We start from the raw sequence: 13,209 nt of genomic DNA, 5'->3' as shown, positions 1-13,209 counted from the left end.
GTTCGTCGTCTGCGATTCGAAACTGTACCCAATGGCTGTCTCGAATTCAAAATCGGGGGTCGGCAACGCTCTCACCAGGCACAATGTTTGCAAGACTGGTTTCTCGGGTGTGTCTGTCGGTGAAACTGAGGTGGTTCGGCAGTTCTGCCGTGCCAGTTGCAGCTTTTATCGGTGTGCAACTCCCGTCCGTGTACAAATGGTGGGCGGGTTCGTGAGAGAGTAGTGAGCGCGATAAGGTTCTATCCGGTCACCGGCGAGCGACGCTCGTATCGTGTGATTTGCTTCGTATGTTCGAGAAACGGGATGTAGCGCAGCTTGGTAGCGCATCCGCTTTGGGAGCGGAGGGTCGCAGGTTCAAATCCTGTCATCCCGACCAGTTCGAACTCGGTACTTCACCACTACTTGCGTAGGGGTGAAGTGCCGCGAAAGATCAGAAGTTCAGCAGTACACAAGTTGTGAGCAAGACCAGACGAAGGAGCGAAGTTTCGTGAAGAGCACCGTCGAGCAGCTCAGCCCGACGCGAGTCCGTATCAACGTTGAGGTGCCCTTCGCGGAACTCAAGCCTGATTTCGACAAGGCCTACAAGGCCCTCGCGCAGCAGATTCGTCTCCCCGGCTTCCGTCCCGGTAAGGCCCCGGCCCGACTTCTCGAAGCACGCGTCGGTCGCGCCGCAGTGCTCGAGCAGGTCGTCAACGACGCTCTCTCGTCGCGCTACCCGGAGGCTGTCACCAGCGCCGGCGTGAAGGCCATCGGCCAGCCCGATATCGAGGTCACCAAGCTCGAAGACAACGAGGTTCTCGAGTTCTCGGCCGAGGTTGACGTGCGCCCCGAGATCGAACTCCCGGACTTCAGCTCTATCAACGTCACGGTCGATCCGATCGAGATCACCGATGAAGCCATCGAAGAGCAGTTGCTCTCGCTGCGTCAGCGTTTCGGCACCCTCACGGGCGTCGAGCGTGCAGTCGAAGACGGCGACTTCGTCTCCATCGACCTGTCGGCCACCGTCGACGGCGAGAATGTTGCCGAGGCAACCGCCAGCGGACTGTCGCACGAGGTCGGTTCGGGCCAGCTCATCGAGGGCCTCGACGAAGCTATCGTCGGCCTCAAGGCGGGGGAGTCCAAGGACTTCACGTCGACGCTGGTTGCCGGCGAGTTCGCAGGCAAGGAAGCTGTCGTCACCGTGACCGTGCAGACGGTCAAGGAGCGCGAGCTTCCCGCTGAAGACGACGAGTTCGCTCAGCTCGCCAGCGAGTTCGACACCCTCGAAGAACTGAAGGCAGACCTCCGCGAGCGCGTCGGACGCGTCCGCAAGGTTGAGCAGGCCGGCCAGATCCGCGACAAGGTCCTCGAGCAGCTGCTCGAGACCGTCGAGGTTCCGCTGCCTGACGCTGTTGTCAAGGCTGAGGTCGACGCTGCACTGCACGACGCCGTTCACGGTCTCAATCACGACGAAGAGGCACTGAACCAGGCTCTCGAAGAGCAGGGCAGCAGCCGCGAAGAGTTCGACAAGGAAACGCTGGAGTCCGCTGAGCGCTCCGTCAAGACGCAGCTCCTGCTCGACTCCATCGCTGATGCCAACGACATCACCGTCGGCCAGGACGAGCTCACCGAGCGCATCCTGTTCCAGGCGCAGCGTTACGGCATGGCTCCGGAGCAGTTCATCCAGCAGATCCAGCAGGCTAACCAGCTCGGCGCAATGTTCGCCGACGTTCGCCGCGGCAAGGCTCTTGCAGCCGTCGTCGAGGCTGCCGGTGTCACCGACACCAGCGGTGCCGTTGTCGACACTGCCGAGCTTTTCGGTGGCGGCGAGGCAGAAGCTGACGCAGAAGCGTCTGATTCCGCCGAGAGCGAAGACAAGTAAACAAGCAGAATATCGGGTGTTTTCACCACGATTGACTGCATCAAGTTTTCCGCTTTGAGCGAAGTAGGGCGGCACCGGGACTCCGGTGCCGCCCTACTTCGTTAGTGTCTGTGTCAGCAGAAGAGTATTTCGCAAAGAAGATCCACATAGAAGGCAGGTACCGTGACTTCCAATCATCTGGAGACTGTGCAGAGTCCCGCCATGACTTCCGCGACAGCTGGGTTGAACCTCAGCGACTCGGTATACGAGCGCTTGCTGCGTGAGCGCATCATTTTCCTCGGTACCCAGGTCGACGACGACATTGCCAACAAGCTTTGCGCTCAGATCCTGTTGCTTTCGGCCGAGGACCCGACGCGGGACATCTCGCTCTACATCAACTCGCCGGGCGGATCCGTCACCGCCGGTATGGCAATTTTCGACACCATGCAGTTCGCGGAATGCGATATCGCGACCTTCGGTATGGGTCTTGCCGCTTCGATGGGCCAGTTCCTGCTCTCGGCCGGCACCAAGGGTAAGCGTTACGCCCTGCCGCACGCTCGCATCATGATGCATCAGCCGTCCGCCGGTATCGGTGGTAGCGCCAGTGACATCGCGATCATGGCTGAGCAGTTCAAGCACACCAAGCGTGAGATGGCCGAGCTGATTGCCGAGCACACCGGTCAGACGGTTGAGCAGATCACGGCCGACTCCGACCGTGACCGTTGGTTCACGGCGAAGGAAGCCCTCGAGTACGGCTTTGTCGACCACGTCGTCTCCCGTGCAAACCAGGCCGGCGGCGCCGGTAACTGAGCCGGTCCATCTGCCCTTGCTGCCCAATTCATACTTTGGAGAACTGATGACCAATCCTTTCGGAGCTCATTCGCTGGGCGGCCAGGCGCCGTCGGCACCCCAGTCGCGCTACATCCTGCCCCAGTTCACGGAGCAGACCAGCTACGGAGTCAAGACGTCCGACCCGTACAACAAGCTGTTCGAGGAGCGCATCATCTTCCTCGGCTCGCAGGTCGACGACGTCTCCGCCAACGATCTGATGGCGCAGCTTCTGGTTCTCGAATCTCAGGATCCGGACCGCGACATCACGATGTACATCAACTCTCCCGGTGGTTCGTTCACCGCGCTGATGGCGATCTACGACACGATGCAGTACGTGCGTGCAGACATCAGCACGGTCTGCCTCGGCCAGGCTGCGTCGGCTGCGGCCGTCCTGCTCGCCGGTGGTACACCAGGTAAGCGTTTTGCGCTCCCCAACTCGCGCATCCTGATCCACCAGCCGTCCACCGGCGGTATCCAGGGCCAGGTCTCCGATCTGGAGATTCAGGCTGCGGAGATCGAGCGTATGCGTCGCCTCATGGAAAACACCTTGGGTCTGCATACCGGCAAGGACCCGGGAACGATCCGCGTCGACACCGATCGCGACAAGATCCTCACGTCCGAGCAGGCCAAGGAATACGGCATCATCGACGACGTTCTGGCGTACCGGAAGCTCAGCGCTCAGAAGTAGTCCGTTTCCGCCTCGTGTCGAACATTGGAATTTTCCGCTCGACACGAGGCGGTTTGGTCGGGAATTGGCAGGTCACCGAGGTGGGCTGATCAATTTTTCGGCAAGGTTGTTTTCAATTCGCAGACGAAACGCCGTGAACAGGTCGACCCGGCTTCGGATCTGCGGGTACCGTCACTTCACGGGCTGGTTCTCGATCGCTGCTCCGAGATTTCCACGAAAGATTTCCACGGAGCGTCACAGCTGATCGATGGCGGCGAGTGTACGTACATGAAGGAAGTAGGGACCTCACGAGATGGCACGCATCGGCGACGGCGGGGATCTGCTCAAGTGCTCTTTCTGCGGTAAGAGCCAGAAGCAAGTCAAAAAGCTCATTGCAGGACCCGGGGTGTACATCTGCGACGAGTGCATCGACCTCTGTAACGAGATCATCGAAGAAGAGCTAGCCGAGTCCAGTGAGGTCAAGCTCGACGAGCTGCCCAAACCTGCAGAGATTCGGGATTTCCTCGAGAACTACGTCATCGGTCAGGATTCCGCCAAGCGGACACTCGCAGTGGCTGTCTACAACCATTACAAGCGCATTCAGGCCGGCGACAAGGGCCGCGATGCGCGCGGGGAGACCGTAGAACTCGCAAAGTCGAATATCTTGATGCTCGGCCCCACAGGTTGCGGTAAGACGTACCTCGCGCAGACGTTGGCGAAGATGCTCAATGTTCCGTTCGCGATTGCCGACGCCACTGCGTTGACCGAAGCCGGTTACGTCGGTGAAGACGTCGAGAACATCTTGCTCAAGCTGATTCAGGCTGCCGATTACGACGTCAAGCGCGCCGAGACCGGCATCATCTACATCGACGAGGTCGACAAGATCGCTCGTAAGAGCGAAAACCCGTCTATCACCCGGGACGTGTCCGGTGAAGGCGTTCAGCAGGCTCTGCTGAAGATCCTCGAGGGTACGCAGGCCAGCGTCCCGCCGCAGGGCGGACGTAAGCATCCGCATCAGGAGTTCATCCAGATCGACACCACGAACGTGCTGTTCATCGTGGCCGGCGCGTTTGCCGGTCTCGAGCGCATCGTGTCCGACCGTGTCGGTAAGCGCGGGATCGGCTTCGGCGCCGAGGTTCGCTCCAAGGCTGAAATGGACACGATTGATCGTTTCGCGGAGGTCATGCCCGAGGATCTGATCAAGTTCGGTTTGATCCCCGAGTTCATCGGGCGTCTGCCGATGATCGCGTCGGTCACCAACCTCGACAAGGAATCGTTGGTCAAGATTCTGTCGGAGCCCAAGAACGCTTTGGTCAAGCAGTACCGTCGACTCTTCGACATGGACGGCGTGGAGCTCGAGTTCACCGAGGAAGCCCTCGATGCGATCGCCGACCAGGCAATCCTCCGCGGCACTGGTGCCCGTGGTTTGCGCGCCATCATGGAAGAGGTTCTCCTCCCCGTGATGTACGACATCCCCAGCCGCGACGATGTCGAGAAGGTTGTGGTGACCGCCGAAACCGTCAACGACAACGTTCTGCCGACCATCGTTCCCCGCAAGCCCGAGCGTGGCGAACGGCGTGACAAGACTGCCTAGTCTTTGCTTCACAGCGTGAAATGACTGTGGCCCTGCATCTCCTTCGAGAGATACAGGGCCACAGTCATTGTGTGGGGTGTTCAGGTAGCTATTGCTGCGTTGCTGCGACCAGTTGGTCGACCTGCTCGACGGTCATGCCGAGCCCGAAGCCTGCGAGTTTGACGAGGGGCATGGAACCGGCCATTGCCATCAACTCTGGTGGTACCGGCGCTGCGTCTTCGGACATGGCCTCGGCCATCGCGGCACCGAGCACTGCGCCTCCGACGGGATGGGCAAACCATTCGGCGATGGTGGACATCGGGGTCAGGGGGCGGACGCCGATGTTGCCGGCGAGTGTGACCCGTTCGGTGGCCGCGATGTCGCGTGAGGAGAAACCGACCCGAATGTCGTAGTCACCGGCTTCGACGGCCCAGTTCTGACCCTCGACAGACCAGTAGGAGAACGCACGGGAATCGAGTGTGATTGTTGCAGAGGCTGTTTCACCAGGTGCGAGGTGAATCTTTGCGAATCCCTTCAATTCTTGGGCGGGGCGGTTGACGGTCCCGGACGCGTCGTGGACGTAGGCCTGGACGACGGTGCTGCCGGCCCGCTCACCACTGTTGCGCACGGTCACTGTCAGTTCGGCGGAGTTCTCGCCGGTGGTGACGGAGGTTTCGGTGACCTCGAAGGTGGTGTAGCTGAGGCCGAATCCGAACGGGTAGGCAACGTCGTGGTCGACGGAGTCGTAGTAGCGGTATCCGACGTAGAGTCCTTCGCCGTAGCGGACGTGCTGCTGCGCTCCGGGGAAGTGGAGGTACGACGGATTGTCCTGCAGTCGAAGGGGGATCGTCTCGGTGAGGTGTCCGGACGGGTTGACGACGCCGAACAGGATGTCGGCGATCGCAGATCCGCCGGCCTGGCCGAGGAGCCACCCTTCGAGGATGGAGGCTGCATATTTCCGCCACGGTGTAATCGACACGACACCGCCGTTGGACAGCACGACGACGGTATTCGGATTGACTGCGTGAACTGCCTGCAGCAGGGCCAACTGGTCGCCGGGGAGGTCGATATCCGTCCGGTCGAACCCCTCGGATTCGGTGGCTGACGACAAGCCCAGGAAAAGGACAGCGACATCGGCGTTGCGGGCGGCTTCGACAGCCTCAGCGACTTTTTCGCTGTCTGCATTTCCGTCGAAGTTGAATCCCGGCGCAAAGGTCACTCGCTCGGAACCGGCAATCGCCTGCACGGCGTCCAAGGCATTGTCGAGCGTCGTCGGAACCACCTGTGAACTACCGGCGCCCTGGTAGCGAGGGCTGCGAGCGAACTCGCCGATGACAGCGATGGTCTGTGCCTCGGCTGCGAGCGGGAGGATGTTGTTGTCATTCTCGAGGAGTACGGCGGATTCGGCTGCCGCGGTTCGAGCAAGCTGGTGGTGACCCTCGGCGTCGTAGGTGTGACCTTCGACCCGTGCCTCTGCGGTGCGCTCGACAAGCGTCGAGACGCGTTGGGCAGCGGTGTCCACGACGGATTCGTCGAGGTCCCCGTTGCGGACGGCGTCGACGATCTCCCCGTCGGTGCCCGAAGCAGGCATCTCGAGGTCCAACCCCGCGGCAATCGCTGCGACGCGATCGTTGACGGCACCCCAGTCGGACACGACGAGGCCGTCGTAGCCCCACTGGTCGCGCAGAACTTCGGTGAGCAGCCAGTGGTTCTGACTTGCGTAGACGCCGTTGATCTTGTTGTACGAGCACATCACCGTGGTGGGCGCCGCCGTGGTGACGGCGTATTCGAAGCCTGCCAGGTAGATCTCGCGCAGGGTCCGATCATCGATGTCGGCGCTGACCCGCATGCGGTCGCTCTCTTGATTGTTGGCGGCAAAGTGCTTGAGTGACGTTCCGACGCCACGTGATTGGACACCCGTGATCAGGGCAGCTGCGAATCGGCCCGAGAGAAAGGGATCCTCGGAGACGTACTCGAAGTTTCGCCCGCACAATGGGGACCGTTTGATGTTGATGCCGGGGCCGAGAAGTACGGAGACGCGTTCGGCCTTGGCTTCGTCGCCCAGGGCTTCGCCGACGCTCTGGATGAGGTCCAGGTTCCAGGATGAGCCGAGTCCGACGGCAGGCGGGAAACAAGTAGCCGGGATGCTCTGGCCGAGTCCGAGCGCGTCGCCGCCTTCGGGTTGCTTACGAACGCCGTGGGGCCCGTCGGTCAGCAGCATCGAGGGAATTCCGGAGACTGCCTGGCTGTGCCAGAAATCGGACCCCGAGGTCAATGACGCTTTGTCCTCGAGTGAAAGTCCGGTTACCTGGTGTTCGACGATGTCCGTCACGTTCGTCCTCCTGATTGCAGTTGCGCGTTCAACTACCAGCCTATGCGCCCGAGTGAGAACACGCGGTCGGTCACCCGATCACGACGCGATGTGGGTGCGAGTACACGTTCATCGAGTCACCCCGAATAAATCCGGCGAGCGTGAGACCGGATTCCTGAGCGAGTTCAACCGCCAATGACGACGGAGCCGAGACCGCGCCCAGGATCGGGATTCCGGCCATGACCGCTTTTTGGACCAGCTCGAACGACGCGCGCCCACTGACGATCAAGACGGTGTCGTAGAGGGGAACTCGGCCGTCGGTGATTGCCCAGCCGATCACTTTGTCCACGGCGTTGTGCCGTCCGACGTCTTCACGGAGAGCGAGCAGTTCACCGGCGGTGGTGAACAATCCGGCCGCATGCAAACCGCCGGTGCGCTCGAAGATTCGTTGGCCTGCGCGGAGTGTGACGGGCATGGAGCCCAGAGTTGTCGATGCGACCGCGGTTGTGTCTCCGACGAGCGGATGTTTTGTGGTTGTTCGGACGGCGTCGAGCGACGTCTTTCCGCACACCCCGCAGGCAGAGCTGATGACAGTGCTGCGATCCGTGCTCGGATCCGGCAACGGCACGCCGGGAGCCAAAGCGGTGTCCAGCACGTTGTACGTGTTGGCGCCGTTCGCGTCGACGCCGTCGCAGTAGCGAACGATGCTGACATCGTCGCGGGTGGCGATGATGCCTTCGCTGAGCAGGAAGCCGTGAACAAGGTCGACGTCGTTGCCCGGTGTTCGCATGGTCACCGCCAAAACCTTTCCTCCGACGCGCATTTCGAGCGGTTCTTCGACGGCGACGTTGTCCGGTCTGCGTACAACCTGATTGCCGGAGATTCGGACTACCGGCGTTCGCGCCGTTACTCGGCCCATCAGCGGTCGCCCGCAGGTTCGAGTCGAACGGTGACGCCTTTGGATACCGGCGTATTCGACTTGGCTGCTACATGTTCGAGCGGAACCAGGGGATTGGTCTCCGGGTAGTACGCAGCCGCATTTCCACGCGGAGTGTCGTACGAGACGATGCGGAAATCCGTGACCCGACGCTCTTCGAGGGTTCCGTCGGTGCTCGTCCACTCGGAGATGATATCGACAAGGGCGCCGTCACTGAATCCGAGTTCGGTGACGTCGGCGGCATTGACGAGGATGACTTTGCGTCCGCCCTTGATGCCGCGGTAACGGTCGTCGAGGCCGTAGATGGTGGTGTTGTACTGGTCATGGCTGCGCATGGTCTGAAGAATCAATCGACCGCTCGGGGTTGGAAGCCACCGCAGTTCGTTGATTCCGAAGTTCGCTTTGCCGGTGTGGGTGTGGAATTCGCGTGAATCGCGGGGCGGGTGGGGAAGTTGGAAGCCGTCCGGTTGGCGCACTCGTGTGTTGTAGTTTTCGCATCCGGGGACGACGCGTGAGATGGAGTCGCGGATCAGGTCGTAGTTTCCTTCGAATGCAGACCACCGCACCGAGTGGTCCTCGCCGAGTATCTCGCGGGCGAGTTGGCACACAATGGCAACTTCGCTGCGCAGGTACGGGCTGACCGGGGTGAGACGGCCACGCGAGAGGTGCACCATCGACATGGAATCTTCCACGGACACAAGCTGTTTGCCACTCGATTGAACGTCGAGATCGGTGCGGCCGAGGGTGGGGAGGATGATCGCGGTCTGGCCGTGGACAACGTGGCTGCGGTTCAGTTTGGTGGAGACCTGCACGGTGAGTTCGCACTGGCGAAGTGCAGTTTCCGTCGCTGCGGTATCGGGACTGGCTTGAATGAAGTTGCCGCCCATCGCCATGAAGAAGCTTGCTTTGCCGGCGTTCATGGCGCGAATTGCGTCGACGGTATCCCAGCCGTGTTTGCGCGGCGCGTTGATCGCAAACTCGGTGTCGAGCGCGGCCAGGAATTCTTCGGGCATCTTCTCCCAGATGCCCATCGTGCGGTCGCCCTGCACGTTGGAATGCCCTCGGACCGGGCATACTCCGGCGCCGGGCTTGCCCATCATCCCGCGCATCAGCAGAAGATTGACGGCTTCCTCGATGGTGGCGACTCCGTGGGCTTGCTGGGTGAGCCCCATGGCCCAGCAGGTAACTGTGCGCTCCGACTGTGCGAGCGCAGTCGCAGTCTCCTCGAGTTGTGTCATCGTCAGACCGGTGGCTTCGAGAACGGTATCGAGATCGACTGCGCGGATGTGCTTTTCGTAGTCGCTCCAGCCCGCGCAGTATTCGTCGACAAACGCGCGGTCGACAACGGTGCCTGGAGCGCGATCTTCCTGTTCGAGCAACAGTTTGCCCAGACCTTGGAACAGAGCCATGTCGCCGCCGAGGCGGATCTGCAGGAACTCGTCGGCGATGTCGGCTCCGTGACCGATTACTCCGGACACCTTCTGTGGATCCTTGAAGCGCTTGAGTCCGGCTTCGGGCAGAGGATTGATCGCGATGATCTTGGCGCCGTTACCCTTTGCCTTCTCTAATGTGGAAAGCATGCGGGGATGGTTGGTGCCGGGGTTTTGCCCGGCGATCAGGATGAGGTCGGCGTTCTCGAGGTCGGGAACCGTCACTGAACCCTTGCCGATGCCGATCGACTGGGTCAGTGCGCTGCCGGAAGACTCGTGACACATGTTCGAGCAGTCGGGCATGTTGTTGGTGCCGTAGCTGCGAATCATCAACTGGTACAGGAATGCGGCTTCGTTGGAGGTGCGCCCCGACGTGTAGAAGACTGCTTCGTCAGGCGAGTCGAGACCCTTCAGATGGTCCGCGATCAGCGCGTAGGCGCCGTCCCAGTCGATGGGTTGATAGTGAGTGGCGCCGGGGGTTAGCACCATCGGGTGGGTCAGCCGGCCTTGCTGGCCTAGCCAGTAGTCGGTCTTGCCGTCCAGATCTGCGAGGGAGTGCTCGGCAAAAAATTCCGGGGTGACGGTGCGCAGGGTTGCTTCTTCGGCGACGGCTTTGGCACCGTTCTCGCAGAATTCTGCCGGCTTGCGGTGACCGGGTGTTTCGGGCCAGGCGCAGCCGGGGCAGTCGAAACCGTGGCGCTGGTTCAACCGGGTGAGTGTGCGCGCGGTCCGCAGCGCCCCCATCTGTTCGATTCCTCGTTGCAGCGAGACGAGAACTGCCGGCACTCCGGCGGCGTAGTCCTTGGGGTGAGTGATCTCGAGGTCCGATTCGTCGATGTCCTTCGAAGGGCCGTGGCGCGTCATGTGTCCATACTGGCCTGAAGTGACGACCGTGTCATCGGATGGGGTCGAACCAATTACTCCCGGTACGCTCACCACATGGGTGTGAGCGTAAGGCCGGCTGAAACCGCGGACATTTCTGCTCTTGCAGCAGTACTTGCCGACGCGTTCGAAGATGATCCGTTGATGGCGTGGATACTTCCGGACGAGGACGGGCGACGGGGCCGGTTGGCCAAGTTGTTCGCCGCCGAAGTTCGATACCACCACCTGTCCGGTGGCGGCGCCGAGGTGGCCGTCGACGGCAACGGCGTGATCGGGGGCGCGGCGCTTTGGGATCCGCCGGGGCGCTGGAAGCAGTCCACGTGGGAATCTATGATCAGTTTCCCGGCTACCTTGCGTGCGTTGGGTTCTCGCATCATGGTTGGTGCAGAAGTGGGTGGCGTCCTCGAGAAGGCTCACCCGACAACGCCGCATTGGTACCTCGCCACCATCGGCACGGGAGCCAACGCGCGCGGCGGCGGCTACGGCAAGGCGCTGCTGAACTCGCGACTCGACCGATGTGATCGTGATCGGATTCCCGCGTATCTCGAATCCAGCAAGAAGGAGAACATCCCGTACTACAACCGCTTCGGGTTCGAAGTGACGGACGAAATCGTGATCCCCGACGGCGGGCCGATAGTATATCCGATGTTGCGGGAACCGAAGTGATGTTGCCGGAATTGCATGGCGGTACGCCGTTCGACGAGATGGACGATTACATTGCACTGCCTCGGCTGTCCGGCCTCGCACTCTCGCCCGACGGTTCGGTACTGATCTGCGGGCGGACTGTTCTCGACGATGCCGGTGCCGAGTACGTGACGTCGCTGTGGGAGTTCGATCCCGCCGGGCGTCGGCCCGCTCGCAGACTGACCTGGGGCACGACCAGTGAATCCGGCGCGGCATTTGCTTTCGACGGTGACATCCTCTTCACCGCAACGCGTTCCGTGCCTGGGGAGGAAACCCCGCAGCCGGCATTGTGGCGACTACCCACCGCGGGCGGTGAGGCCCAGTTGGTGTGCACTCGCGGCTCCGGAATCTCGGGTGTCACAGCAGCCAAGGCGGCTCCGACTTTTGTTGCACACACACCGGTGATGGCGTCGGCGCGCACCCTCGACCGCGATGACGAAATCCGCAAGGCACGCAAGGACGGCAAGGTTACGGCGATGCTCCACACGGGTTATCCCGTGCGCCACTGGGATCATGATCTGGGTCCTGATCAGCCGCATCTGGTTGTCGGAGAATCGGATTCGGAAGGTGCCGTCGTACTGCGGGACGTGACGCCCGATGCCGGCGGCGCGTTGCGCGAGGGGACGCTCTCGATCAGTAGCGACGGCATGTTTGCGGTATCGACGTGGGCCGTCGGAGATTTCGGTGCTGCCCGTCGTTCGACTCTCGTACGTATCGACACAGTGAGCGGCGATCGTGTCACTGTGGTGGACGACGCGAGTGCAGACGTACACAGTCCGGTTCTGTCGCCGGACGGAACCCAGGTTGTCTTCATCCGTGAAACATTGACAACTCCGGAGCTGGCGCCACGAGTTTCCCTGGGACTCTACGTTTTCAAGACCTCCACGGAGACCACTGTCGCGGAAGGCTGGGATCGGTGGCCGACGTCGCTGGCATGGCTTTCCGATGGTTCCGGGCTGGTTGTGACCGCGGACGACAATGGTCGTGGCCCAGTCTTCACCATTGACCTGTGGGGTCAGCCTGTCCAGCTGACCACCGACGATGCGGCCTACAACGAGGTTCGAGTGTCATCCGACGGTGAGTCGATCTACGCGCTACGGGCGTCGTACGAAACACCGCCGCACGCAGTGCGCATTGCCATTCGCACGGGTGAGGTTTCAGCCTTGAAGGGGCCGGACCCCTTGCCGGAATTGCCGGGCACTCTGACCGAGATCAGTGCCAAAGGCGAGGACGGGACCCCGATTCGGAGTTGGTTGGCGCTGCCGACGGGTGCCGCCGCCCACTCTCCGGTGCCACTACTGCTGTGGGTGCACGGCGGTCCGCTGAACTCGTGGAATACCTGGTCATGGCGATGGAATCCGTGGCTGTTGGTGGCAAAGGGGTACGCGGTACTTCTGCCGGACCCGGCGTTGTCCACGGGATACGGGCAAGATTTTGTGCAGCGCGGCTGGGGTCAGTGGGGCCAAGCGCCCTTCACTGATCTGATGGCGATCACTGACGCCGCCGAGGCGTGCGACGAGATCGACCCGAACCGTACCGGCGTAATGGGAGGTTCGTTCGGCGGCTATATGGCGAATTGGATTGCGGGTCATACTGATCGGTTCGATGCGATTGTCACTCACGCAAGTCTGTGGGCGCTCGCCCAGTTCGGACCTACAACGGACTCGGCGTGGTACTGGCAACGGGAGATGACTCCCGAGATGGCCGTCGAGAACTCGCCCCACCTCTACGTCGCGGACATCAACACCCCCATGCTGGTTGTTCACGGGGACAAGGACTATCGAGTACCGATCGGCGAAGGGCTACGACTCTGGTACGAACTGCTCGCGGAGTCCGGATTGCCGGCCGATGCGGACGGTAAGACGGACCATCGGTTCCTGTACTTCCCGGACGAGAATCACTGGGTGCTCAAGCCTGCACATACCAAGATCTGGTACGAGGTTGTCACCGCATTTCTATCCGAGCACATCCTGGGTGAGGATGTGCCACTCCCGGAGATTCTCGGTTGATCGACGCCCGGCCCTGCCGTCGAACGAGGCCGACGGGCGGTCACG

At 61.5% G+C, this 13,209-nt stretch carries 9 protein-coding genes and 1 tRNA gene; 7 read left to right on the top strand and 3 right to left on the bottom strand.

The window, feature by feature from the left end:
- The first annotated feature begins 299 nt into the window (after positions 1-299).
- From BDB13_RS23705 to clpX, 5 genes are all read left to right on the top strand, one after another.
- A tRNA-Pro gene (locus BDB13_RS23705) sits at positions 300-376 on the top strand.
- Between the two features lie 111 nt (positions 377-487).
- Positions 488-1,861 (top strand): trigger factor, encoded by a 1,374-nt coding sequence (gene tig / locus BDB13_RS23700; protein ID WP_094275151.1) that lies wholly within the window; start codon positions 488-490, stop codon positions 1,859-1,861.
- Between the two features lie 201 nt (positions 1,862-2,062).
- A complete protein-coding gene (locus tag BDB13_RS23695) occupies positions 2,063-2,650 on the top strand; it encodes an ATP-dependent Clp protease proteolytic subunit (RefSeq protein ID WP_094275150.1) in 588 nt (195 codons plus the stop codon).
- 46 nt (positions 2,651-2,696) lie between these two features.
- Entirely contained in the window at positions 2,697-3,359 is a 663-nt protein-coding gene (locus tag BDB13_RS23690; RefSeq protein WP_094273965.1) for an ATP-dependent Clp protease proteolytic subunit, read from the top strand.
- Between the two features lie 292 nt (positions 3,360-3,651).
- On the top strand, positions 3,652-4,932 hold the full coding sequence (gene clpX / locus BDB13_RS23685; protein WP_094273964.1) for an ATP-dependent Clp protease ATP-binding subunit ClpX: 1,281 nt from the start codon (positions 3,652-3,654) through the stop codon (positions 4,930-4,932).
- Positions 4,933-5,020: 88 nt separating this feature from the next.
- Here clpX and BDB13_RS23680 read toward each other — a convergent pair whose 3' ends face one another.
- Genes BDB13_RS23680 through BDB13_RS23670 form a run of 3 tightly spaced genes read right to left on the bottom strand, consistent with a single transcriptional unit; the run spans position 5,021 to position 10,453 of the window.
- On the bottom strand, positions 5,021-7,258 hold the full coding sequence (locus BDB13_RS23680; RefSeq protein ID WP_094273963.1) for a beta-glucosidase family protein: 2,238 nt from the start codon (positions 7,256-7,258) through the stop codon (positions 5,021-5,023).
- 55 nt (positions 7,259-7,313) lie between these two features.
- Complete coding sequence (fdhD, locus tag BDB13_RS23675; RefSeq protein WP_094273962.1) at positions 7,314-8,141, bottom strand: formate dehydrogenase accessory sulfurtransferase FdhD; 828 nt, start codon at positions 8,139-8,141, stop codon at positions 7,314-7,316.
- On the bottom strand, positions 8,141-10,453 hold the full coding sequence (locus BDB13_RS23670) for an FdhF/YdeP family oxidoreductase (protein WP_094273961.1): 2,313 nt from the start codon (positions 10,451-10,453) through the stop codon (positions 8,141-8,143). The genes fdhD and BDB13_RS23670 overlap by 1 nt, the downstream gene beginning before the upstream one ends.
- 75 nt (positions 10,454-10,528) lie before the next feature.
- Here BDB13_RS23670 and BDB13_RS23665 point away from each other — a divergent pair, with 75 nt between their 5' ends.
- Positions 10,529-11,137 carry a GNAT family N-acetyltransferase gene (locus tag BDB13_RS23665; protein ID WP_094273960.1) on the top strand — a complete coding sequence of 203 codons (609 nt, stop codon included), beginning with the start codon at positions 10,529-10,531 and terminating at the stop codon, positions 11,135-11,137.
- Positions 11,137-13,164 (top strand): alpha/beta fold hydrolase, encoded by a 2,028-nt coding sequence (locus BDB13_RS23660; RefSeq protein WP_094273959.1) that lies wholly within the window; start codon positions 11,137-11,139, stop codon positions 13,162-13,164. Before BDB13_RS23665 ends, BDB13_RS23660 begins: the two co-directional genes overlap by 1 nt.
- Positions 13,165-13,209 lie beyond the last annotated feature (45 nt).

The organism is Rhodococcus sp. OK302 (genome assembly GCF_002245895.1).
GTDB lineage: Bacteria > Actinomycetota > Actinomycetes > Mycobacteriales > Mycobacteriaceae > Rhodococcus_F.
The sequence above is the reverse complement of the archived record's forward strand: the minus strand, read 5'-3'. Positions and strand labels throughout refer to the sequence as shown.

Bases quoted from the DNA above. Each gene is read 5' to 3' on its own strand.
- BDB13_RS23695 (WP_094275150.1), top strand. From the start codon at position 2,063: ATGACTTCCGCGACAGCTGGGTTGAACCTCAGCGACTCGGTATACGAG.
- BDB13_RS23690 (WP_094273965.1), top strand. From the start codon at position 2,697: ATGACCAATCCTTTCGGAGCTCATTCGCTGGGCGGCCAGGCGCCGTCG.
- clpX (WP_094273964.1), top strand. From the start codon at position 3,652: ATGGCACGCATCGGCGACGGCGGGGATCTGCTCAAGTGCTCTTTCTGC.
- fdhD (WP_094273962.1), bottom strand. From the start codon at position 8,141: ATGGGCCGAGTAACGGCGCGAACGCCGGTAGTCCGAATCTCCGGCAAT.
- BDB13_RS23670 (WP_094273961.1), bottom strand. From the start codon at position 10,453: ATGACGCGCCACGGCCCTTCGAAGGACATCGACGAATCGGACCTCGAG.
- BDB13_RS23665 (WP_094273960.1), top strand. From the start codon at position 10,529: ATGGGTGTGAGCGTAAGGCCGGCTGAAACCGCGGACATTTCTGCTCTT.
- BDB13_RS23660 (WP_094273959.1), top strand. From the start codon at position 11,137: ATGTTGCCGGAATTGCATGGCGGTACGCCGTTCGACGAGATGGACGAT.